The organism is Aquiluna borgnonia (assembly GCF_013283855.1).
Taxonomy (GTDB): Bacteria; Actinomycetota; Actinomycetes; order Actinomycetales; family Microbacteriaceae; genus Aquiluna; species Aquiluna borgnonia.
Window position 1 is genome coordinate 1,208,948 of record NZ_CP054056.1, and the last position, 20,814, is coordinate 1,229,761.

Annotated in this window: 15 protein-coding genes and 1 tRNA gene; 7 read left to right on the forward strand and 9 right to left on the reverse strand. The window is 53.5% G+C overall.

What is annotated here, in order from left to right; all coding sequences use genetic code 11:
- Positions 1–63 precede the first annotated feature (63 nt).
- Positions 64–1,302 (reverse strand): sugar ABC transporter substrate-binding protein, encoded by a 1,239-nt coding sequence (locus HRU87_RS06210; protein ID WP_173494047.1) that lies wholly within the window; start codon positions 1,300–1,302, stop codon positions 64–66.
- A gap of 259 nt (positions 1,303–1,561) precedes the next feature.
- On the opposite strand from HRU87_RS06210, the gene HRU87_RS06215 reads away from it, so the two are divergent.
- Together HRU87_RS06215 and HRU87_RS06220 are read left to right on the forward strand one after the other, a co-directional pair.
- A complete protein-coding gene (locus HRU87_RS06215; protein WP_173494048.1) occupies positions 1,562–3,220 on the forward strand; it encodes a glycoside hydrolase family 13 protein in 1,659 nt (552 codons plus the stop codon).
- A 2-nt stretch (positions 3,221–3,222) separates the two neighbouring features.
- On the forward strand, positions 3,223–4,857 hold the full coding sequence (locus HRU87_RS06220; RefSeq protein WP_173494049.1) for a glycoside hydrolase family 13 protein: 1,635 nt from the start codon (positions 3,223–3,225) through the stop codon (positions 4,855–4,857).
- Here the strand turns inward: HRU87_RS06220 and HRU87_RS06225 are convergent.
- The gene (locus HRU87_RS06225) at positions 4,854–6,956 is read right to left on the reverse strand and encodes an MMPL family transporter (RefSeq protein WP_173494050.1); all 2,103 of its coding nucleotides are present in this window, start codon (positions 6,954–6,956) and stop codon (positions 4,854–4,856) included. The two genes, HRU87_RS06220 and HRU87_RS06225, sit on opposite strands and share 4 nt — an antisense overlap.
- Positions 6,957–7,025: 69 nt before the next feature.
- Positions 7,026–8,324: an MFS transporter gene (locus HRU87_RS06230; protein WP_173494051.1), complete on the reverse strand. Its 1,299-nt coding sequence runs from the start codon at positions 8,322–8,324 to the stop codon at positions 7,026–7,028.
- A 162-nt stretch (positions 8,325–8,486) separates the two neighbouring features.
- On the opposite strand from HRU87_RS06230, the gene HRU87_RS06235 reads away from it, so the two are divergent.
- On the forward strand, positions 8,487–10,022 hold the full coding sequence (locus HRU87_RS06235; protein ID WP_173494052.1) for a glycosyltransferase family 39 protein: 1,536 nt from the start codon (positions 8,487–8,489) through the stop codon (positions 10,020–10,022).
- 9 nt (positions 10,023–10,031) lie between these two features.
- Here HRU87_RS06235 and HRU87_RS06240 read toward each other — a convergent pair whose 3' ends face one another.
- Both HRU87_RS06240 and HRU87_RS06245 read right to left on the reverse strand, forming a co-directional pair.
- A complete protein-coding gene (locus HRU87_RS06240; protein ID WP_173494053.1) occupies positions 10,032–10,469 on the reverse strand; it encodes a hypothetical protein in 438 nt (145 codons plus the stop codon).
- 92 nt (positions 10,470–10,561) lie between these two features.
- On the reverse strand, positions 10,562–13,315 hold the full coding sequence (locus tag HRU87_RS06245) for a leucine-rich repeat protein (protein ID WP_213086388.1): 2,754 nt from the start codon (positions 13,313–13,315) through the stop codon (positions 10,562–10,564).
- 228 nt (positions 13,316–13,543) lie between these two features.
- On the opposite strand from HRU87_RS06245, the gene HRU87_RS06250 reads away from it, so the two are divergent.
- Positions 13,544–14,224 (forward strand): response regulator transcription factor, encoded by a 681-nt coding sequence (locus HRU87_RS06250; protein ID WP_173494055.1) that lies wholly within the window; start codon positions 13,544–13,546, stop codon positions 14,222–14,224.
- A gap of 59 nt (positions 14,225–14,283) precedes the next feature.
- On the forward strand, positions 14,284–15,339 hold the full coding sequence (locus HRU87_RS06255; protein WP_213086389.1) for a sensor histidine kinase: 1,056 nt from the start codon (positions 14,284–14,286) through the stop codon (positions 15,337–15,339).
- A 71-nt stretch (positions 15,340–15,410) separates the two neighbouring features.
- Here the strand turns inward: HRU87_RS06255 and HRU87_RS06260 are convergent.
- Positions 15,411–15,492, reverse strand: a tRNA-Tyr gene (locus tag HRU87_RS06260).
- Positions 15,493–15,581: 89 nt separating this feature from the next.
- On the opposite strand from HRU87_RS06260, the gene HRU87_RS06265 reads away from it, so the two are divergent.
- Entirely contained in the window at positions 15,582–16,610 is a 1,029-nt protein-coding gene (locus HRU87_RS06265; RefSeq protein ID WP_173494057.1) for a LacI family DNA-binding transcriptional regulator, read from the forward strand.
- A 10-nt stretch (positions 16,611–16,620) separates the two neighbouring features.
- Entirely contained in the window at positions 16,621–17,109 is a 489-nt protein-coding gene (locus tag HRU87_RS06270; RefSeq protein WP_173494058.1) for a YajQ family cyclic di-GMP-binding protein, read from the forward strand.
- On the opposite strand, the gene manA is transcribed toward HRU87_RS06270, so the two are convergent.
- Genes manA through HRU87_RS06285 form a run of 3 tightly spaced genes read right to left on the reverse strand, consistent with a single transcriptional unit; the run spans position 17,106 to position 20,808 of the window.
- Entirely contained in the window at positions 17,106–18,185 is a 1,080-nt protein-coding gene (gene manA, locus HRU87_RS06275) for a mannose-6-phosphate isomerase, class I (protein ID WP_173494059.1), read from the reverse strand. The genes HRU87_RS06270 and manA overlap by 4 nt on opposite strands.
- Complete coding sequence (locus HRU87_RS06280; RefSeq protein WP_173494060.1) at positions 18,182–19,456, reverse strand: MFS transporter; 1,275 nt, start codon at positions 19,454–19,456, stop codon at positions 18,182–18,184. Before HRU87_RS06280 ends, manA begins: the two co-directional genes overlap by 4 nt.
- Positions 19,456–20,808: an FAD-dependent oxidoreductase gene (locus HRU87_RS06285; RefSeq protein ID WP_173494061.1), complete on the reverse strand. Its 1,353-nt coding sequence runs from the start codon at positions 20,806–20,808 to the stop codon at positions 19,456–19,458. Before HRU87_RS06285 ends, HRU87_RS06280 begins: the two co-directional genes overlap by 1 nt.
- Between the last annotated feature and the right edge of the window lie 6 nt (positions 20,809–20,814).

The window sequence follows — 20,814 nt, forward strand, 5'->3', positions numbered from 1 at the left end:
TTCCTGCTTTCAGAGTAATGGGGGCCAGCTGACGCCAGCCCCCATCACCTTTGTGACTAGTTACTACTTAGCTGCGTTTGCGAAGTTCTTCTTCAGAATCGCAGCGGCTGCGTCCAGGGTCGAGTCCACTGGCTCACCCTTGACCAAGATGTTGGTCAGAGTTGAACCTAGGGTGTCGTACCAGTTGGATCCACCAGTCTTGTCGTCCAGCCAGGTGCTGAACTGTGGCATACCGGTAGCGGCAGCCTTGGCGAACGACTTGGTGTTGGTGCTCTTTACTGCAGCAGCAGCCTTTACGTTGGCTGGTGGGCGGTCGGAAGCTGCGTACATAGCAATCTGGCCGTCCTGCGATGCCATCCAGTCGATAACCAGCTTCTTGGCGCCTAGCTCAACACCGTGGGTGCGTGCGTAGGAAGTTACCCAAGCGCCTGAGTAGTTAACCCACTGCTGACCCTTTGATCCAGCGGTCAGGCCAGGAACTGCCTGCAGGGTGAACTTGATTCCAGCGGTGGTGATGCCATCTAGGTTCCAAGCACCGGTGTTAGCAGCAAGCATCTTGCCAGCCTTGAACTCATCGCCACAGCCATCCCACTTCAGGAAGCCGGTGCTCTTGCCGTCAGCGCCAACCAGGTACTTCTTCATGTTGGCCTTGAATGCGGCTGAGTTGATTAGAACCTTGCCTGCATCGGGAGAGTTGTTGGTGAAGCCGTAAGCTCCGCCGCCTAGGGCCGTGAGCACTGGCTGAGCACCCCAGGTGCCGTCAAATGCACAGATTCCACCGGTGACCTTACCGGCGGCCTTCTGAGCCTGGTAGGTCTTGAACATCTCGTCCATGGTCTTTGGAGCCGCACCAAAAGCGGTGTTCCAGTACATGGCGGTGGTGTCAACGTCAAGCGCTACACCGTAGGTGCGACCCTTGTAGGACAGTGCCTGCTTGGAAGCTGCTGGCATCTGAACCTGAGCAGTCTTGCTGTATAGCAGTGGCAGCAGGCGGCCGCTCTTGGCGCCCGAGGTGAACGATGCAGGGCCGGTCAGCACGTCTGGACCACCAGCTGCAGTTGCCTTATCCCAAGCGCTCTGAAGAGCGGTTAGGGAGGAGAAGAACTTAACTTTGATTACGTATCCAGGAGCGATGGTGGTGTTTCCATCGATCAAGGACTTTAGCTGAGGACCGCGAGTCTCATCTGCCCAAACCGTGATGGTTTTTGGAGCAGCCTGAGCTGGGAGCAGTCCAGCACCGAGAAGCGATGCAGTAGCGAAAACCGCAGCGGCGGCCTTTAGGCCACGTGAGCTGAATTTCATTGGATGCCTTTCAATTGAAAATGCGCCTGCCGTCGTTGGCAGACTTCACAAGTTCACGCCAGATTTACTGACTGGTCAAATCTGTAAACGCTTGCATAGATAACAAGTCAATAACGTGGCGGGTTGTTGGCATGGAGTTCAGACAATGCTGTAAGCGTTTACAGTCAAGATTTACAAGGGCACAACCCGTCTGGGACTAATTGCGTACCGCTGCGAGGCGTTGGTTGACTAGTGGTTTTGGCGTTCTAAAATTCGGCTCATGTCTGAAAATCTTTTGCTTGATTCCGAAATCGGTAGGGAGTGGTGGCGCTCTGCCGTTATTTACCAGATCTACCCACGTTCCTTCGCCGATGGCGATGGCGATGGCATGGGTGACCTCAAGGGCATCACCCAGCGCATGGGCGAGCTTCAAGAGCTTGGTATTGACGCCATCTGGTTCTCTCCGTTTTTTAAGTCTCCGCAGAAGGACGCCGGTTACGACGTCTCCGACTACAAGGACATTGACCCACTATTTGGAACCCTGGCCGACTTTGACGTGATGTTGGCTAAGGCCACCTCGATGGGGATTCGAGTAATCGTTGACCTGGTTCCAAACCACTCCTCCGATCAGCACCCGCTTTTCCAGGCAGCCCTTGCGGCAGGCAAGGGCTCAGAGGAGCGCGAGATGTATATGTTCCGCGAGGGCACCGGGATAAAAGGTGAGCTGCCTCCAAACAACTGGGAATCAGTATTCGGCGGCCCTGCCTGGACCCAGATCGAAGACGGTCAGTGGTATTTACACATCTTCGATTCTTCCCAGCCGGACTTTAACTGGGACAACCCAAAGGTCATTGAAGAGTTTGAGTCGGTGCTTCGCTTTTGGCTAGACCGCGGTGTCGCAGGTTTCCGAATTGACGTTGCCCACGGCATGGCCAAGGAAGCTGGCCTTCCGGATGTGGTTGAGAACAACTCGACCATGACCGGTGTGAGCGAAGAGCTGAAGGACTACCAGCACCCATTCTGGGGTCAGCCTGGAGTGCACGAGATTAACAGGCGCTTCCGCAAAGTGCTAGACGAATACCAAGACCGCGCAATGTGTGGCGAAGCCTGGCTTTCGACCATCCCAAAGATGGCGCAGTGGGTTCGACCTGGCGAATATCACCAGACCTTCAACTTTGGTTACCTTGCCTGCCCTTGGGATAAGGCAGAACTTCGCAAGGTAGTTGACGAGTCCATCAAGGAGTTCGGTGGCGTTGGTGCTCCAAGCACCTGGGTGCTTTCAAACCACGACACCATTCGCCACGCCACTCGCATGGCCTACGACGAGATTCCAAAGCAAGGCGATGGAATCGGACCTGACTACCCGCAACCAGATGAGGCTCTCGGGCAGCGCTTAGCTCGAGCAGCGAGCGCATTCATGCTCGGATTACCTGGTGGCGCATATATCTACCAGGGTGAAGAACTTGGACTTCCAGAGCACACCACCCTGGAGGGTAAGTACCGTCAAGACCCAACCTACTTCCGCACCAAGGGTGAGCGAGTTGGTCGCGACGGTTGCCGAGTTCCAATTCCTTGGGAGGCAGATGCTCCAGCAATGGGATTCAACACCACCGGTGAGGCTTGGTTGCCGCAGCCAAATAGCTACAAGATCTATGCCCGAGCATCGCAGCGCGGTGTCGCAGGTTCCACTCTTGAGCTATACAAGCGACTTATCAAGGTTCGCAAGGACCACCAGATGGGCCACGGTTCACTCGAATGGGCTGATGAGTACGCTGGTAAAAACTCACTTGCCTACATCAACAACGGCGTCTTGGTTTTGGCTAACTTCACCGGAAGTGCAATCTCACTTCCAAAGGGTGAGCTACTTGCCACCACTCAGCACGACCTCACCATCGAGGAGGTACTAGAGCACGACCAGGTTGCCTGGATTAAGCTCTAGTCATGCCTTTGCATGAAGCAGTTGAAGGAGCCCAGTGGTGGCGCTCCGGAGCGATCTACCAGATTTATCCACGCTCATTTGCGGATGCAAATGGCGATGGCATGGGGGATCTCAAGGGCATCACCCAAAGGCTGTCTTCCCTGGCGGCTCTTGGTATCGATGCGATTTGGCTGAGCCCTTTTTACCGCTCCCCACAAAAGGATGCCGGTTACGACGTCTCAGACTATGTAAGCGTTGACCCGCTTTTTGGAACGCTTGAAGACTTCGACGAGATGGTCACCGAGGCCCATCGACTTTCCCTTCGCGTGATGATCGATTTGGTGCCGAACCACTCTTCGAGCGAACACGAGTGGTTCCAAAAAGCCCTAAAGGCAGGACCGGGATCCAGGGAACGTTCTTACTATCACTTCAAAGATGGCAAGGGCGATGACGGTGAGCTGCCTCCAAATAACTGGCAGTCCATGTTTGGTGGACCTGCCTGGACAAGGGTCGAAGATGGCCAGTGGTATGCGCATCTCTTTGACTCTTCGCAGCCAGATTTGAACTGGGAGAACCCGCAAGTTCGAGAAGAGTTTGAAAAGATTCTGCGCTTTTGGCTAGATCGCGGTGTTGATGGATTCCGCGTGGATCAACCTCACGCCATGGCCAAGGCCGAGGGTCTTCCAGATCACCCATACGTTGATGAAGCTGGGGCTGGGTTTATTGAGGGTCGCGAGAATCCTCCAATGTGGTTCCAAGATTCAGTGCACGAAATCTTTAGAGACTGGCGCAAGATTCTCGATAGCTACCCTGGCGATCGAGCAATGTGCGGGGAAGCATATGTTTTGCCATTGAGCTTCATGGCGCTTTGGGTAAGACCGGATGAATTCCATCAGACCTTCAACTTCCGATTCTTGGATGCCGGTTGGGATAGGCAGGCACTAGTTTCTGCCATCGATGAATCCTTCGAGGCCTTTGATGCGGTGGGTGCTCCCAGCACCTGGGTGCTCAATAACCACGATGTGCTTCGACACGTATCTCGCTTCGGTGGTGACTACGGCCGCACCACCGCCTCCGATGGCGTGGGCCCAAACAATCCGCAACCAGACAACGTGCTTGGGTTGCAAAAAGCCAGAGCAGCGACCTTGTTCATGCTTGGGCTTCCAGGAGCCAGCTACCTCTACCAGGGCGAAGAACTTGGTCTTCCAGACCACACCACGATTGCCGAGGAGCACCGCCAAGACCCGACCTTCTTTAGAACCAGTGGCCAAAGAGTTGGTCGCGATGGCTGCCGCGTGCCGCTGCCCTGGGAAATGGGCAATGCATCAAATGGCTTCAACCAAACCGGCAAGGCCTGGTTGCCTCAGCCAGATAGTTACGCAGCTTTGTCAAGAGACCAGCAGCAGGATAAAGATGGCTCAACGCTCACCCTCTATCAGCTTGCTCTAAAACTTCGCAAGCAGTTCCAGCTCGGCGAAGGGTCCTTTGACTGGGTTTCTAAAACCGAGGCTCTGAGCTATCAAAACGGGAAAGTCCAAATAGTCCACAACTTCTCCAGTGAACCTAAAAAGCTCACCGGAGAAGTTGTGATTAGTTCTATGCCGCTTTCAAAAGACGGAAGTCTTTTGCCTAATGACACCGCTTGGGTTTTGGTTTAGCCAAATTTAGGAGCGGTTAGCTTCTTTCTTGGCCACCAGAACTTGTCGCCGGTCATAAATGCGAGCGCCGGCACCACAACGGTTCGCACCAGCAAGGTGTCAAGTAGCACACCGATGCAGACGATGATTCCGATCTGGTAAAGCGCGATAAGGGGCAATACTCCAAGCACTGCGAATACCGCCGCTAGCAAGATACCTGCCGAGGTAATGACACCACCGGTAGCGCTCAGCGCACGAACCATGCCCTCACGAGTACCGTGCTTCACGGCCTCCTCCTGCGCTCTGGAGACCAAGAAGATGTTGTAGTCAACACCCAGGGCCACCAAGAACAAGAACGAGTACAGGAACACGCTTAGGTCAAGCGCTGGGAGTCCCAGTAACTGCTCGAAGATCAACCAGCTGGCACCCATCGATGCGAAGAACGATGCCACCACGGTGGTGAGCAGCATGATTGGTGCAAGTAGTGAGCGAAGTAGCAAAACCAAGACCAGGAACACCAAGATCAAGATCAGTGGAATCACTAGCAGCTGGTCGCGCTCATAGGTTGACTTCACATCCAAGGTCTCGGCATCCAAACCACCAACTAGTGCGTTAGCGGATTCCAAGGTTGCAAGCTCGGCTCGTAGGTCGCGAATCGACTGGTAGGCCTCATCCGACCCTGCGGTGGCATCAAGCACAACGCTCAATGCCACGATCTCACCATCGGTGTCGCCGATGGTTACCTCTGCAACACCTGGAACGCTCTCAGCCAAAGCGGCAGCATCCGCCTCGGTCCCCTTGTCCACGATCACCGTTGTCGGGGTAGTGGCACCGGCCGGGAAAGCATCGGCCAAAATCTCCTGTCCGTAAACGGCTTCCGGCTTCTCGCGGAACTGCTCGGTTGAAGACAGTCCAACCTGGATTCCGCTGGCACCAATGGCAAGACCAGCAAGAATCAAAACACCAACCGAGGAGATGATCGCTGGGCGCTTGCTAACAGCGCGACCAAGCTTGCCCCAAAGACCATTGAGGCTCTTGTTTACTCCACCAAAGCGTGGCACGAATGGCCAGAACAAACCGCGACCAAAGACCACCAAAGCTGCAGGTAGAACTACCAGCGCAGAGATCATCGCGATGATGATTCCCGAGGCACAAACCAAACCAAGGGTTCGGTTTCCACCAAGCTCGGCAAGGGTAAGAGTAAGAAGCGCAAGTGTTACCGTCGAACCAGAAGCGATGATCGCAGGACCGGCACCCTTGAGCGCCTTGGCCATTGCTACATGGCGGTTCTCCTCAAGCAAAAGCTCTTCTCGGTAGCGAGCGATTAGCAACAGTGCGTAGTTGGTGCCGGCACCAAACACCAGCACAGACAAAATTCCGGTTACCGACCCATCTGGCACCATGCCAAAGAAGGTGGCAACCTGACGGCCAATTTGACCGGCCATGCCATCTGCAGTTCCCACCACAATCAGTGGAACCAGCCAGAGCACTGGGGATCGGTAGGTAATCAAAAGTAGAACCGCAACCACGATCACGGTTGAGAGCAAGAGCGTGAAGTCAGCACCTGCGAAAACGTTGTTCAAATCAGCCTGGAAACCCTCTGGACCGGTTAGGTAAACCTCGAAGGTAGTCGGCATGCCATCGGCAGCAAGTTCACGAAGTTCAGCAACGCGCTCGGTTACAACCTCAACCTCGTCAGACTTCTCAAGTGGGACGGTAACAACGGCAACCTTGCCGTCTTCGGAGATCTGAGCCGGTGGCACAAACGGCTCACCCATGACCTCAAGGTTTGTGATATCCAAGAACTTCTCGTTCACGCCACCTGCAAGCATCTGGGTGGTTGGGTCAAAACTGCCCTGCAGCCACAAAATCTCAGCTTCGGTGAACTTTGCATCGGACTTGTAGACCAATACCGCTGCGGTGGCATCGGATCCCGGAAGGTTCTCAAGTGCCTTGTTGACCAGGGCAGTCTCAGAGGTCTCTGGCAACCCATTGGTGGGGGCAGTCTCTGTAGTGGCGGCTCGAAGTGGGCCAAATGCCAAGCCAGCAAAGATGAGACCGATTAGCAATGTGACCCATGCGGTCTTTTTGCCGGTGATGAAATTAATAAGAGCGTTCATGTTTTCTCCAGACGTAACCCTGGGTAAAACCTAGTGGCACTGAAAAAAGTTCCCGCCGAATTGTGCTCTTTAGTCTTGAGCTTCGGCTTGCTCGGGTGCAAGGCTCTGGCCGGTCGATGCGTGAGCGGCTGCAATAGCCCGCTTACCCGAGGGCAGCAGCACCGCAACCGCTGCGATAACAACGGTTAGAGCACCGGTTGCAATCAAGATCGATTCCACAGACACCACATCGGCCAGTGGGCCCAGAATTGCCATGCCAAGCGGCATTGCCACCGCCATAACGATTCCCACAAAGCCGAAGACTCGGCCCTGGCGCTCCGGCTCAACTGTCTCCTGCAGCAAGGTCATTGCCGAGGTAGAGAAGGCCGGAACAATTAGTCCGATCAGGAAGAACAGGCTGTAGAACAAAATCAAGTTTGTTGAAAAGCCCATCACGATTGCAAGGACGCCAAACGCCGCGGAGGTTGAAATTATCGTGGTGATGCGATCCAACTTATTGGCGAACACGGCCATCAGGGCTCCACCTAGAACCATGCCAACTCCGAAAGAAATCTCCAGCACTGTTAGCTTCCAGACTTCGTCACCGAAGTTTCTAACCAGCATCAAAGGCGAAAGGTTTGACGGGGCAACAATCAAAAGAAAAACAATGCCGAAGATTGCAATCACCCAGCGCACCAGTTCATGAGTGAAGGTGTAGTTGATGCCCTCTTTCAGATCGGCCAGGTAAGAAGGCTTGTCCAAGTTGGCTACCCGAGCCAGAGTTGGAACTGCGATGGTCGCCAAGAGCGAGACACCGATGATTGCGGTCACAACATCGATAAACAGGATTCCCACCAGTGAGAAGTTTGCGTAAACGGCAGCTGCCGCAATTGGAGCGAGCAGGGTCAGCGATGACTGAACGCTGCTGTTGATTCCATTCACTCGCATCAACTTTTCGGTCGGAACAATCTGGGGCAATAGCGCTGAGACAGCCGGGCTTTGCACGCCAGCACCAAGGGACCTAACCGCCATCACCAAGAAGATCAACCAAAGCTGATCTACCCCAGAGAGCATCAGAAGAGCAAGCCCAAAGGTTGCCAACGCGATCGACAGGTCAGCAGCGATGATCATGAACTTGCGGTTGATGCGGTCAGCCCAGACTCCAGCAAACACGGAGACGATTGCCTGTGGCAGGAAGCCAAAGACTGCTGACAGCGCCAAAACTGTTCCGGACTTGGTGGTCAGAGTTAGGTGCCACATGATCGCGTACTGCACCAACATCGAACCGAAGACTGTGACTGTTTGACCAACCAGAAAAACAGCAACCCTCTTCTTCCAGCCCTGGAGTGAGGTTTCTTGCGCTTGAGATTCTGAGCTGTTAGAAGTCATGGGTTTCTTTCTTTGAGCAACAGCAAATGTTACCGCCGTAAGAGGGTTGAGCCGAGAACCCCTGATTTGCAAAGAATAGCCTCACAGGCAATTGCCCAGAATCCAATACCTTATTCACAGGGTCTATCGACAGCATGTAGCTGTTCGCTCGAAAGGTGAGGCATGACGTCATTCAAATTGGCCAAACCAATATCTTGGAGTCTTGGCCTGGCGGTCCTTGCCGCCCTAATCGCAGTAGCGGCAAAACTGTCGTTGACTGGCGGAGAGCTATTGCCAGGTGTTGACGGCGCCTATTACTGGGTGCAGGTGCGCTCCCTACTAGAAGATTTCACTTTGGCTTTTGATGACGTGCCATTGGTTCTTTGGATCCAAGCGCTCATTTCGGTATTGGTTGGAGATATAGAACTTGGTGTTCGAATATCAGATGCGCTTCTGCCAGCGCTCTCTGCAATTCCGATTTACCTAATTCTGAGAACTGCGAAGTCGATCTGGGTCCCAGCCCTGGGAATCCTGGCAGTGCTATTGCATCCGACTCAGCTGTATTTCTTCACCGGGGATTTCATTAAGAACTCAGCTGCTATTCCGCTAGTTTTCTGTGTTGGTTGGCTATTACTCACCTGGTCTTCGAGGTCAAAGCTCAAGACCACTGTCTATTTGCTTATATGCCTCTCAGCGCTTGCCTTATCTCACTTCGGCACATTGCTGCTCGCTGTGATGCTCATCGCCATTTGGCTGGTTTTCATCATAAGGAACAAGCCACGAGTGTTTTGGATCAAGAGTGTTGCGGTGGTTCTGGCGTCTCTTGGCGGCGTATTACTTGCCCTGGCGTTGCTAGTGCCCGCAAGATACGAGCGACTTGTGGAGTTTGTCACTCAGCCCTCGACTATTTTCGCTAACCCCGCCTGGGAAATGTTGTTTGGTCCAGGCTTGGGAGTGGTCTTTGGCGGCAGAACCGATGTAGTGATGATCTTCAGCCTGGTGGTGGGTCAAATTGGATCAATCGCGTTGGGCTTTGTGCTTTGGAAGATTCGCAAGACACTGAGCGACTCGTCCTTAGGTCTAGCTAGCGCTGGGCTGATTTCAGCATTCCTACTCTCTTCACCGCTGATTGGCATGGAGTGGGCAAATAGATTGATGGCACTCTCATTTGTTCCGCTAGCCATAGCGGCAATGGTCATTTGGCTTGCAGCAGAGCGTCCAGCCATGAAACTTGTGCCTGCGTTGCTAGCAATCGCAAGCTTGATCACCTCTTCGGTTCTAATGTTCGCTGGGCTGAGGCAGCCGATCATGACCGATGAGGCTTACAAGGACCTTAAGGTCGTCGCCGAAGAGTTTGACTTTCCAGAAAACTCCATCGTTGTTGCCAGACATGGCGTGGAGTTTTTAGTGGCGTGGAAAATGGAAGTACATGTGGTGCAAGAGACCTCATATCAGGATGTAAATCTGGATAACTACGATGCCGTTTACTACCTCGAGCAGGTCGGTTCTAGTCAAGGTGCTGGCGTGCCGTATGAGCCCTACATCAGTGGCTCAAAGCCCTCAACGGGAGAAGCACTAGGAAAACCTCCTACCGGGAAACCACCGATCGGTCCTAAGCCGACCGGCTACTCACCCATGGACCCTAAAGTCAGTGACTTTAGCCTGCAGGGCGATTTGGTTTATGAGAACCAAAGCTTCACCCTGACCCAATTGCGCTAGTTGAAGGCGCTACGGCTTCTTTGGCAAAGAAGACCAGAGTGCGATTAAGCACAGTGGCAAAAGAATGTAGCTGCCGATTTCACCCGGTGGTGGGGACGCGACTTCTATTGGCTTCATTTGACCCACCAAGATTCGACCACCCCAGTCCAAGGTCTGCACCAACAGGGCAAATGGCACCAGACTTCTAGCAAAGATGAGGATCCCCCACATCATCACCGAAAGCAGCAGCTGCGTATAGCCCCACTGCGCAAACATGGCGATCAGGTTAGACCCACCAGCAACGGACACATCTAGCCCTGCAATGCTGTTTGCACCGCCATCCGGTAAAAAGACATGCGCCAAGCTTCGGAGAGTCGTGATTGAGGTCAGCAGGACCAGAAAGATCAGCGAGAATCGACTCCCCTGGTAGCCAGGCTTCATCTCAAATTTGGTAGTTAGTTTTCGCATGACTTCAAACTATTCGGTTCGATTCGACAAGACAAACGTCATCACAGACTCCTGTGGAAAACTCATAGACCCAAAGTTCGATTTCTGGCTTCTCAACGCCTAGCTGCTTCCAAAGTGCGATCAAAGGTGATCTCCAAAACTGGCTTTGAACCAGCCAGCCCAACCTTCTTGATCTGAACATTCGCACTCTTTATGTATTTCGAGTACTTGAGTACCCGCTGACAAGTTGATTTGGCAAGAGTTTCTGCCTTTATTACTTCTTTGGCGGAGGCGTTTGAGGCTACTTTGCCAACACAGCTCAACAGATTTGCCGAGGTGTCGGCGCGATAAACCTTCTGCAACGCTGAGAGGCCAGCGAGAGTTGGGCGATTGCCGACAAACTTAGTCAGCTTGATTGAGCGGGTCAGCGCATAGGGCTTTACTACCTCAATGAAACCGTTGTAGGTCATTTTTCCACTCGTGTAAGAAGTTAGTTCCAGTTCAGGAAAACCTTCTTCTTTGGCTGGTAGCTCGATGACAATTTCATTGTCGGTTTGCTGAAGCACCTTGATGTCTCTACCGTCAAGTGTGACGCTAGCGACCTCGTTCAAGAGCACGCCCTTCAACGCTAAGGTCTGGCCTTTAGATGACACTAGAAGTCGAGAGACAACCGAAAGTCTTGGACCTAAAGGTGAGCTCCGCGCTTCTGATACTGGTGCGCGAGTTTGGGCTGCAGTGAATGGTGAGAAGCTTTCGGTCACCCCACACACCTGCCCATTCACATAACTGCGCTGTGGTAGTGCAACCCACGCTCCTGCGGTGTAGTGGAAAATGTCGTCAGTCGGCAATCCGTCCAAACACACAGTCACTGGTCCGCTAATCCCCGAGACCTGAATATCGACAACCTTTGTCGCTCCGGTAATTAGAAACGGTGTGGCGGTGGCGGTGGCGGGGTTGTCTATTGGAACCAAGGTCACCACTGCGGAACTGCTGGTTGGTGTAAAGGCCAAACGAACCCTCGGGAGCGTCGATGTGGCAGGAACCTCTGCAGCGGTTAGACCTGACGGGATGCTGACGACTTGAGAATTGGTAACTGAACCCGCCTCTATTGTCGGAATAGCGTTCCAAATTGCATACACGGTCAGGTTTGCATTTGTTGACGGTTGGTATGGGAAGGTGACAGCTTCGCCACCACTAGTCAGTGACCATCCCGCGAAGTTGAACCCGGTTCGCGTTGGTTCATTTGGTGCGTCAATCGATTCACCCGGAGCAAAGGTCACGTTTGGCACGGCCGAACCCAAGGTCGAGTCGAAAGTCACAGTTGGGTGAGGTTGATAAATTGCATAAAGCGCTGAACGGGCAATTACAGATGCTGACGCCGATGTTGGATCCAGAATAACGCTTCCATCGTCTGTATTTGACCATCCCCTGAGCGTGTATCCACTTCTGGTGGGCAAGGTCGGCAAAGTGAGCGAAGTAACGCGGGTGTCTCTAAAAACAGAACTGCCCAACTGACGAAGGCTTGAGCCAGTGGCGAAAGTTACACTCGTCAAATTAGGGTTGTCGTAGAAGGCCTCCCTGCCAATAGTGTGCACGCTTGCAGGGATTTGGATTGAGGCACCGAGCCTCGCACTACCGAACGCATTTTCCTGAATTTCCCCAAGGGCCGAGTTTGGTGCAAAAGTTATCTGAGTCGAGACCGCGCTGGCGCCAGGGGCACGTTGAAGGTTTTGGAAGGCATATTGCTGAATCATGGTTACGCTAGCGGGGATCTCAATTGACTCCAGGCGCGTTGATTGGAACGCTGCGTTCGGAATTGTTGCGATGCTCGAGTCTGCTGAAAAAGTCAGTATGGTCAGCTGGTTCGAGCGCGCAAATGCGTAGCCGCCGATTGTTGAAACTGTTGAGGGAATGTTTACTGTCTGTAGCCGACTCTCAGCAAACGCCCCTGGTCCAATTGCTGTAACAGATGCTGGAATCGCGTAAGTTACGTCTTGTAACCAAGCAGCGTAAGCGATCAAAGTGGTTCGAGTCTTATTGAAGAGCACCCCGTTTTCAATAGAAAAATGCTGGTTTGCATCTGAGATGGTCAAGTTGACGTTTGAGCCAAACGGGGAAAGCCCGATGGTCGTCACGGTCGAAGGCAGGGCGATTGTAGGACGCGGATCCGGGGGGTTGATTGTGCCAATACCGTTGAATACGTAGTCACCAATAGTGGTTAGTTGCGATCCTTCCTCGAACGTGACCGAGTTCAAAGACGCAACGTTTTCGAAAACTTGATTCCCCAAAGTCGTCAAGCTTGGTGGAAGATTAATCGCGCTCAGAGTCGTTCCCTTGAATGCTCCTCGTTCGATGGTCTGAAGTTGAGAGTTGACCTGAAAACTTACAGATGTGAGTGACGATGTATTTTCGAACGCGAAGCTTCCGATAGAAGTGACTCTCGCTGGAACCCTAAATGCAGTCAGCCTGGTGTAGCCGAATGCAGCTTCCGGAATCCTGGTGAGAAGAGAATTGTCTGCGATTGAAACTGCAGCCAAATTTCTGCTTTGGGCAAATGCGTAAGGCGCTATTTCGGTCACACTTGCCGGGATAACGACTTCCAACAAATCATAGTTCCACTGAAACAGGCCGATTTTGGTGACGCCCTCCGGAATGACCGCCGTGCCCTTACAGCCATCCACCGGGGGTCCGGGGACAGTTACTAGGTCCCTGGCGATTACATGACCGTCTTCGTAAGAGACCGTAAAAGCTCCCGCAGTGCTGCAAGGATAGGTTCCAGGGGCAACGCCGGAAGGGGTGGTAGCCTCCGCCTCAATAGGCCCGAAACCAAAAGTCAGCACTGCAACGAGAGCTGTAGTGGCGGTCAACTGTCGGCTAAGTGTCGGAAGTTGGATCAGAGAGAGATTCAGGCTACGCATAAGTTTTCCATCAGTTGAAACGGGCCCCTTGAGAGCGCTCATCGGCGCCTCAACGGCAGGGTGGGATTACCCATACCTGAATCGTAAAAACCTCCGCAGTGCCACATTGAAAAGTGAGCAGTGATAACGATTTATGAGAACATCTGTGACAACTATCTGGCGAGGTTTTTTGCTCGCGTGAGAACATTAGTTATGCGACCTATTCGTGTTCTCTATGTAGAAAATGACTCTGCACTAAGGCGCATCCTTGGCGAAATGCTTGCGAAGTCCGACAAATTGCAACTTGTCGGCTCATATGCGAATGCAAACGAAGTGCTTGACCGCGCCACTGTAAGGGGCGCCGATGTAGCCTTAGTCGACTTTTCTCTCGACCAGAATGGTCTCAACGGTATTGAGCTCGGCATCGCTCTGAGAAACATCAACGAATACATCGGCATAGTGGTTTATTCGCAACATTCGGTTTCAAAGATGGTGAATCGTGTTCCCAAGGCAATGCGTCACGGTTGGTCTTTCTTTGACAAGTCGGCCGAAATGTCGCTTTCTGACTATGTGAGGATCATCCACTCAACTGCAGCAGGCAATGGCAACTGGGAGGCAGTTTCGGAGCGCGACGTGCAGGGAGTTGAGGCTCGAACTTCAATCTTTTTTCAACTGTCCCCTCAACAGCGAGCGATTATGTCTCTTAGTGCACAGGGCAAAGGAGCAAAGGAAATTGCCGCGCAGCTAGGCCTTAGCTACTCATACGTGCGCAAACAGCTATCGCGCTCTTACTCCGTATTACTTCCCGGCGCCTCGCCAAGAGATGATCTCAAAACGGCTGCCGTGCTCAAATACATTGAACTGACGAGACAGAACTGATGCTTAGTGCCTTCAAAAAGTATTGGTCTTGGCTAGGCCCATATCCATACAACCCGTGGTTGATTTTCATTTTCTTTGCGTCAATTTATTTCTCAAGATTTCTACCGGGCATCAATCAGCAACCAGAAGGCGGCGCTCGTTGGATTGGCGGACTTGTCATCTTGCTTCTGGCGGCCTTTCCCAGTGGAATATTCGCTCTCCTCGCCTACTTTGTTCAGCGGTATCGGATCTGGCCATTCAACCTATTTACTTATGTGCTAGAGGTTGCGATTGGTCAGGCATTGTTGCTTCCAGTTTCCCCGATCATTGCTCTAGTGCTAAAAAATCAACTGAACTTAGAATTCGACGCACCCGTTGCCCTTAACTTTTCGCTTTTTATAGCCTCGCTCGGGTTGGTATTAGGGATGCTTGCGATCATGCATCACGCTGAACGGACAATTCTTGATCGACTTAAATCAGCCGCAAAACTAGTGGCCAAGCTGGAGCTCGAACGCGAAGGGCTGATTCGAGCCGATGAGGAACTTCGCCAACAAACCTCTAGCTTTCTACACGACCGCGTGCAGTCTGATCTGATGATTGCCAGCCTGAAACTTAAAAGCATTGCTGGAAGTGCTTCTGCAGAGGTAAACGAGGTTATTGACCGAGTTATTGCAAGGCTAGAGCAAACGCGCACCATAGACATCAAAGACCTCGTACAAGTGTTAGCCCCGAACTTTGAAGTAGCCGGTTTCGAGCAATCGGTCCAAGTTCTTGCGCAGACTTATCGAACCAGCATGAATATAGGCATCTGGGTCGATGAGACTTCAGAGAATCTGAATAAAGCGAAGCTGCTTGGGGTCTTTCGCATTATCGAACAAGCTTTGCTAAACGCTTTGATTCATGGCCCGGCCAAGAATGTAAACGTCTCTTTCGAAACCGACAAAGAAGGAGATTCGCGTCTTGAAATCTCTGATGACGGACCCGGCTGTTCGGTTGAGGAAATTGAGTCTGGAGTGGGTACCGCCGTGATTGATTCGTGGGTTGGCATCTTAAACGGCACCAAAACCATCGACACTATGCCAGACCACGGATACCGGCTGACCGTCGAGTTTGGCTCAAGCAAAGACCACGGGTAAACCTAAAACCGAATTCATAACTTGAACTAGGGTCCAAAGCAAAAACCCACCCGTGGAGGGGTGGGTTTTCGTGGCTAGTGAGGGATTCGAACCCCCGAAGGCTGAGCCGGCTGATTTACAGTCAGATCCCTTTGGCCGCTTGGGTAACTAGCCGGGTGCGTTTTGGACGCGAGTGAAAAGAATAGCCGATTTTCCTGGCGCAAACTAGCGGCGAGGAATGTAAAGCTTTACAGTTTTTCTTTATGGTCGGAATTATCGAGGTTGCGGAGCGAGCTGGAGTCTCCACGGCAACCGTCTCTAGGGCGCTGAATGGCAAGAGCCACGTCTCTGCGCGAGCTCGGGAAAAGGTGCTGAAGGCCGCACAGGAACTGGGCTACGTTGCTTCGTCCTCGGCATACACCCTGGCAACTGGCCGCTCTAAAAACATTGGTGTCGTGATGCCCTACATTGACCGCTGGTTTTTCTCCGCGGTACTGGACGGGGCTGTAAACGCACTTGTAAACCGCGGTTACGATGTAACGCTTTACAGTCTTTCTGGTGGCCAGGCCGCCAGAAAGCGAGTCTTTGAAGACTTAGTTTTGCGCAAGCGCGTAGATGGTGTGCTGACGGTTGCGGTGAAGCTTTCCGACTCGGAGCTATCTCGCCTGAGCGAACTGAAGAAGCCGATTGTTGGAATTGGCGGACCCATTCCTGGGGCTCGATCAATCTCTATAGACGATGAGGGCGCAGGGCGCTTGGCCACCCAGCACTTGATTTCACTGGGCCACACCAAGATTGGTCTGATCTCTGGAACTCCGGCTATGGAAATGGACTTTCACCAGCCCTACCTGCGCCGCACCGGTTATCAGGAAGCACTGCTGGATGCCAACCTAGACTTTCACCCGGCCTGGGTAGCCGAGGCCGACTTCACCACCGGTGGCGGCTACTTTGCAGCCAAGCAAATGCTCGGAGACCCGAGAAGTGCGCCAACGGCCATCTACTGCGCCTCCGATGAGATGGGTTTTGGTGCCATTCAGGCTGCTCGTGACCTGGGCCTTCGGGTGCCGCAAGACATAAGTGTGATCGCAATGGATGGGCACCCGATGGGCGAGTTCTACGGGCTGTCCACTATCGACCAAAACCCTCACGACCAGGGTGCCAAGGGAGCTGACATGCTGGTTGACATTTTGGAGGCCGGGGATGAGAGACTCTTGGAAAATCGCGAGCAGCTAACCAACTGGGAAATTGAACTGGTGGTTCGCTCTTCCACCGCTCGCCAGGCTACTAGCTAGAATTTGGCACATGGCTGATTCATCATTTGACGTAGTTTCCAAGGTAGACCACCAAGAGGCGGACAACGCCCTAAACCAAGCGGTTAAGGAAGTTGAGCAGCGCTACGACTTCAAGGGAACCGATGCCTCCATCGCGTGGAGCGGTGACAAGGTCATGATCAAGGCCAACAGTGAGGACCGGGCCAAGGCCGTGCTCGATGTATTTGAGACCAAACTGATCAAAAGAGGCATCTCTCTGAAGAGCCTTGAGAGCGGTGACCCCTACCCTTCTGGCAAGGAATACCGGATTGAGTGCAACTTGAAAAACGGCATTGATCAGGAGCACGCCAAGAAGATTTCTAAGCTGATTCGCGACGAGGGGCCAAAGAGCGTCAAGGCACAAATACAAGGTGACGAGCTGCGCGTCAGCTCCAAGTCAAGAGACGACCTGCAGGACACCATCGCCCTCCTGAAGGGTGCCGACCTGGATGTCGATCTGCAGTTCACCAACTTCCGCTAGCCAAGAGCTAGGAAGCCAGTTCCGCTTCCCGAAACTGAGAAGTAGTTGCTGTCTGCCATGAACGCCGCCTGACCCCGCTTGAGTGTCAGCGCTTCCTCCTGGGAAGTAGAAAGAATAATTTCCCCTTGAGTGCAGACCGCAATTGCAGACCCGTTCAGCTCGAGGTCAACCAGCAGGTGGTTCACGCTCGGCTCGACTCGATAGACCTGGAAATCCTCGGCCGGGGAGGGATAGTGCCAGAGCCCCTGAGCCATTTGGCGAGCAAGAATCTTTGGTTCGGCAAGCTCTCGGTAGTCCAAGATCTTGGTTAGCTCCCTGACATCAATTGGCTTTTGAGTCAGTCCCCCGCGCAGCACATTGTCGCTGGCTGCCATGACCTCTACCCCGAGACCGGACAGGTAGGCGTGAATGTTGCCGGCCGGAAGATACATCGCCTCGTTTGGCTCCAACGAAACTAAGTTCATCAGCACCGAAACCAAAATGCCACGGTCCTCACCAAACTGCTGGAAGAGCTGCTCCACCAATCTGGCTCGCTTTCGACCGAGCACGTTAGCGTTCGCTACCAGGGCGAGAATTGGCGGCTCATCCGCCTCGTAGATCCAGCGAATTGCCGCCTCGTAACCGGCTGCATCAAAGCTTTCTGAAAGCTCAGTGAATTGTGGGCTGGCTTCAGCCAGCATCTTTAGCTCCTGAGCCAATTCCGACTTTGGTCGAAAGCCGCAGAGGGCACGAAACTCGGTGATGGCGATGATCATCTCGGGTTTGTGATTGGCATCCGAATAAGACTTGTGTCCTGCTGCAAATTGCCGCTGCGCCTGCTCCCGGTTTGGGTGAGCTTGAATCGAAAGTGGCATTGCACTCGAGAGAAACTTCACGAGGTAACCGAGCTCTCCCCTGCGCTCCAGCAGGGTTCCGGCTGAAGGGTCCAAGACCTCGGAGGGGGCAGTTGGGTGGGTTCCAAACCACTGCTCGGCAATTGGATACTCGGGGGTTGGGACCCCCAGCAGATCAGCCAGTAGTTCCGAGTTTCCCCATGCGTAGCGCATGGGCTGATTGCCGATTCTCAGCAGGGTCATCGGTCTCGATCCTCGTCCAAGACAATGATGGAAATCGGGGCAGTGTTGGGTGCAACAGCGTCCAGCTCAGCCTGCTTAGCCCGCTGGGCAAAACCGTAGGCGATGAATGAGGAGCCGATGGCAAGTGCAATTGGGAAGAACATTGCGTAGCTAACGCCAACTCCCTCAACCAAAGCGCCCATGAGGGTCTTGGCCATTATGGACATGATCGAGCTCATGAGCGAAAGTCGGCTTACCGCCCAGGCGGTTGAGACCCCTGGGACATGGCCGGCGGCTGCGGTGAAAATGGGTGATCCCGCCGACAGCCCAAGACCGGCAACGGCCCAGAGAACCATCGTGACGATAAGGCCAAGTATTGGATTTAGGTCCGCTAAAACAGGGGCCAAAATCGCTGCCAGAGCCAGAACAATCGCTGCCATGGCAGCCCCTCGGGAGGCAATTAGGTGCGGATGGTAACGCTCGGCGAGTTTTGAAAGAGAGAGCCGTCCCGCAATCATCCCTGTCATAAATGCCGCAAAAGGCAAGGACCTCAGCGCGACCTCAACGTTAAGGATGTCCCTCGCGAACACCGCTGCCCAGTCAATAACGGAGACCTCTGGGTAGACAGCGCCGAAAGATCCCAGGGTCAGCAGAATCAGCTGAGCGGGAACCTGGTAGAACTTGCGCTTTACGGTCTGGGCTTTTTCCTCAAGATGTCCGTCTTCGGTGGCCGAGAGCAGCCTGGGCAGTGAGAACTCGTAAACCAAGATATTCAAGATTGCAACGGCGATTAGAAAGTGCTCCAGCTGAAAGTAAACGGTAGAAATTCCACCCGTGATTGCGGCTCCGACTGCGCCGATGGACCAGCCCGCGTGGAAGCGGCCCATCACGTTTTTTGAAATCTGTTTCTGCAGCAAAACCGCGTGCGAGTTGATTGCAACTCCGGTTAGCGAAAGGAAGAAGTTGAAGCCCATGTTCAGAAAGAACCAGACGCCGGCAACGTTAGTAAGACCCAAAGAGATCAAAAATGCAGCGGCAAAGTAGTTACCGAATCGAATTATTGTTCTCGGGCCAAAACGCATCATCAACCGCGAGACAAAAAATAGTGGCGCCAGCGAACCGACCACCCCAAAACCGATTATGGTTCCCCACTGGGCGAAGCTGACATCTAGCCGATCAATGAACTCTGGCACCCATGCCACCGAAGCCAGCGCCATGTGGCCTATGAAGGCAAAAGTGAGCAGCATTCCAATCTGCGCACTGCGCAGTCTGGAAGCCGGCAATTTCTCCACTACTGACCGCCAGCGATTTCCATCATCTGGTCGCGATCAAAAAGCTTCTTGCGCTCGCGACCCTCGGTTTCACCAAGTGCTCGCTCGGTGGCATCAAGCTTGAGCCAGGCAGCCCAGTCAACAAACTGAACCCCCTTTGACTCAAGGGTTTGAATGATTTCACCCTCGCCTGAACGCTCCGGTTGCCACCAGCTCTCGCGGTCAGCAATTACGTGGGAGATGGTCTCAATCGCATCCGCCTTGGTGTGGCCGATCAGGCCAACTGGCCCGCGCTTAATCCAACCGGTGCAGTAAAGGCCCGGGATATGATGACCGTCCTCGCCCAGCACTCGACCCTCAGCGTTTGAGATCACTCCGAAGCGGGAGTCAAAGGGAATTTCATCCAGCGCCGAACCGAAGTACCCAACTGCGCGATAGAGGGCCTGGACCGGATAGGTTTCAAACTCATCTACCAGCGTCACGTTGCCGGTGCCATCAAGCTTTGTCTTCTGGACCCGCAGCCCCGAAACTTTGCCGTCTTCCCCCAGCACCTCCACCGGTGAGGCAAAGAAGTGCAGGTGCAGCCTGCGCTCCTGGTGCTCTTGAGGGTTCTCCCTGAGATCCTCGAGGGTTTTGACCATCACCCTCACCTGATTGTTTGAGTCGATCGCAGCCTGCGAACCCTCGTCGTATTGAAAGTCTTCGTCATAGACGATTGCCTGGACGCCCTCTATGTGCAGTGCTTCGCGAAGCTCCAGCGGGCTGAACTTAACCTGGGCGGGACCCCGGCGTCCAAAGACGTGAACATCAGTCACCGGGGAATCTTTTAGCCCCTGGTAGACGTGGTCGGGGATGTCGGTGGAGAGTAAATCATCAGGGCGCTTGATGAGCATGCGAGCAACATCCAGTGCCACGTTTCCATTTCCGATAACCGCTATCTCCCTGGCGTTCAGTGGCCAGGTCCTTGGGAAATCCGGGTGAGCGTCATACCAGTTCACAAAATCCGCGGCACCGTATGAGCCATCTAGGTCAATCCCTGGAATCCTCAGGTCGGCATCCGCGATCGCGCCGGTGGCAAAGATCACCGCGTTGTAGTGCTGCTTTAGTTCATCCAGAGTTATGTCGGTCCCGTATTTCACGTTTCCAAAAAAGCGAATATCGCCGCGATCCAAGACCTCGTAGAGGGCTCGGATGATTCCCTTGATTCGCGGATGGTCAGGCGCAACACCGTAGCGAACTAGGCCGTAGGGTGCTGGCAAAAGATCAAAGAGGTCAATAGAGACCTCAAAGTCTCGCTCGGCTTTGAGAATTAGATCGGATGCGTAGATTCCAGCAGGGCCGGCACCAATCACCGCGAGTCTGAGTTTTGACACTGTTAC